We start from the raw sequence: 2,591 nt of genomic DNA on the forward strand, positions 1-2,591 counted from the left end.
CCTCGCGCTCGTGGTAGCCGCCACCGACCTCGGCGACGGAGCCGGTCCGACCGCCGGCGCCACCGCCTTCGTCCTCCCGATGGACCACCCCGGGCTGCGCATCGGCCAGCGCTACGAGGGCATGTCCGGGGAGCCGCTGTTCGAGCTGGTGCTCGACCGGCTGCACGCCCCGGCGGCCGCGGTGATCGGCGGCGAGGACGGCATCGGCGCCGCCACCGGGCTCGCCATGGACAGCCTCTCCCGGGGCCGACTGGTGGTCGCCGCGATGTGCGACGGCATCGCCGAGTACGCGCTGCGGCTCGGTGTCGAGTACGCCCGCGAGCGGCAGGCCTTCGGGCAGCCGATCGGCGACTACCAGCACATCCAGGACCACCTGGTCCGCACCCGCGCCGAGGTCGAGGCCGCCAAGCTGCTCACCCTCGCCTGCGCCCGGCTCGTCGACGAGGGCACCGAGGCGCCCGAGAACGCCGCGCTCGCCAAGCTGACCTCCTCCGAGACCGCCGTCCGGGCCGTCGACCGCGCGCTCCAGGTGCACGGCGCCACGGGCTGGGTGCGGGGCCACCCGCTGGAGTACCTCTACCGCTACGTCCGGATGACCACCATCATCGAAGGGACCTCCGAGGTCCAGAAGGTGATCGTGGCCCGGGCCATGGGCCTGGGCTGACCCGTACCGACCATCCATCGACGTCCGGAGGACCCCGTCATGACCACCATCCAGGACCGGCCCCTGCCCGGCCTCCTGCCCGGCCTCTCCGTCGCCTACGGCCGCCCGCACCGCGACGGCGCCGTGCTCGACCTCTTCACCAGCTGGGCCCGCCGCACCCCGCACGCGCCCGCGCTGATCGACGGCGGGCTCACCCTGAGCTACGCCGAACTCGACCGTCTCGCCGACGGGATCGCCGGGCAGCTGGCCGGGCGGGTCCGCCCCGGCGACCTGGTCGGCCTCTGCCTCGACCACTCCGCCGCCCTGGTCGCCGCCACCCTGGCCGTCGCCCGGCTCGGCGCCGTCCACCTGCCGCTCGGCCCGCGCCCCGGCGAGCGCCGGCTCCGGGCCGTCGCCGAACAGCTGCGCCCCGCCTGCCTGATCGGGGACCCGGCGCTGCTGCCGCCCGCCCACCGGGACGGCCGGCACCACCCGGTCACCGCCCCCGGCGCGACCGGGATCGTGGCCGCCTTCGCCGAGGAGAGCGACGGCGCGGGCGCCGTCCGCGCCCCCAAGGGCACCCAGTACACCGTGCTCACCTCCGGCTCCACCGGCCTGCCGAAGGCCGTCGCCGTCGGCCAGACCGCGCTCGGCGCCCTGCTCACCTGGTACCGCGAACTGACCGGCCTCGGCCCGGGCGACCGGCACAGCCTGATCATCGGCGTCGCCTTCGACCCGCACCTGATGGAGCTGTGGGCCGGCCTCACCTCCGGCGCGGCGCTCTGCGTCGCCCCCGAGGCCGTCCGCTGGGACCCGGCCGCGCTCACCGACTGGTGGCGCACTGCCGGCATCACCGTCGGCGTGCTGCCCACCCCGCTCGCCGAGCCGGTCCTCGACCGGCCCTGGCCCGCCGACCTGCCGCTGCGCCACCTCACCGTCGGCGGCGACCGGCTGCGCCGCACCCCCGGCCCGGACGTCACCGCGACCGTCCACAACGCCTACGGCCCGGCCGAGGCGACCGTCACCACCACCGTGCACAGCATGGCTCCGGGCGCCGAGCACGGCACCGGGGCGCCGCCGATCGGCCGGCCCGTCCCCGGCGCGATCGTCCTGGTCGCCGACGAGAACGGCCGCCCGCTGCCGCGCGGCGAGGCCGGCGAACTGCGGATCGGCGGCCAGGGCCTGGCCATCGGCTACCTCGACGCGGAGCTGACCGCCGAGCGCTTCGTCTCCGCGCCCGACGACCTCGACGGCACCGACCGGGTCTACCGCACCGGCGACCGGGTGCTGATGCGCGCGGACGGGGTGCTGGAGTTCCTCGGCCGGCTGGACGACCAGGTCAAGGTCAGCGGCGTGCGGATCGAACCGGCCGAGGTCGAGGCCGCCCTGGAGCGCGACCCCCGGGTGCGGCGCGCCGCCGTGGTGGCCCGCCCGGCCCCGGTGGGCGGCGCCCAACTGCTCGCCTTCGCCCAGCCCGTGACCGAGGGCGCCCCGGTGGACGGCGCCGAACTGCTGGCGGCGGTGCGGTCCTGGCTGCCCGAGCAGGCGGTGCCGAGCGTCCTGCGGCTGGTCGACGGCTTCCCGCTGGACGCCAACGGCAAGATCGACCGGGCCGCGCTGCTCAAGGCGGAGGAGGCCGAGGCCCAGCAGGGCGCCGAGCGCTCCGCCGGCTCCGGGGCCGACGGGGCCGCCACGCCGACCGAGCGGACGGTGCTCCGGATCTGCGCCGGCCTGCTCGGCCGGACCGACCTCGACCCCTCGGACAACTTCCTGAACGCGGGCGGGACTTCGGTCACCGCCGCGCGGCTGCTCGCCGCCCTGGAGGAGGAGTTCGGGGTCCGGCTGCGGGCCCCTCTGCTGCTGCGCCAGCCCGATCTGCGCGCGGTGGCCCGGCTGGTCGACGAGCGCCGTCCGGACGCCGCCGCGGGCTGACCGGCCGCCCCCCTCC

The 2,591-nt window shown here is 77.2% G+C and carries 2 protein-coding genes; both read left to right on the plus strand.

From position 1 onward, the window contains the following. On the plus strand, positions 1-664 hold a 664-nt coding region (locus tag VR45_RS33975; protein WP_045943759.1), incomplete at its 5' end, for an acyl-CoA dehydrogenase. A 39-nt stretch (positions 665-703) separates the two neighbouring features. Next, complete coding sequence (locus tag VR45_RS33980) at positions 704-2,575, plus strand: non-ribosomal peptide synthetase (RefSeq protein ID WP_045943760.1); 1,872 nt, start codon at positions 704-706, stop codon at positions 2,573-2,575. The last annotated feature ends 16 nt before the right edge of the window (positions 2,576-2,591 follow it).

The sequence above is a fragment of the Streptomyces sp. NRRL S-495 genome, from assembly GCF_000966955.1.
In the GTDB taxonomy this organism is placed as follows: Bacteria; Actinomycetota; Actinomycetes; order Streptomycetales; family Streptomycetaceae; genus Kitasatospora; species Kitasatospora purpeofusca.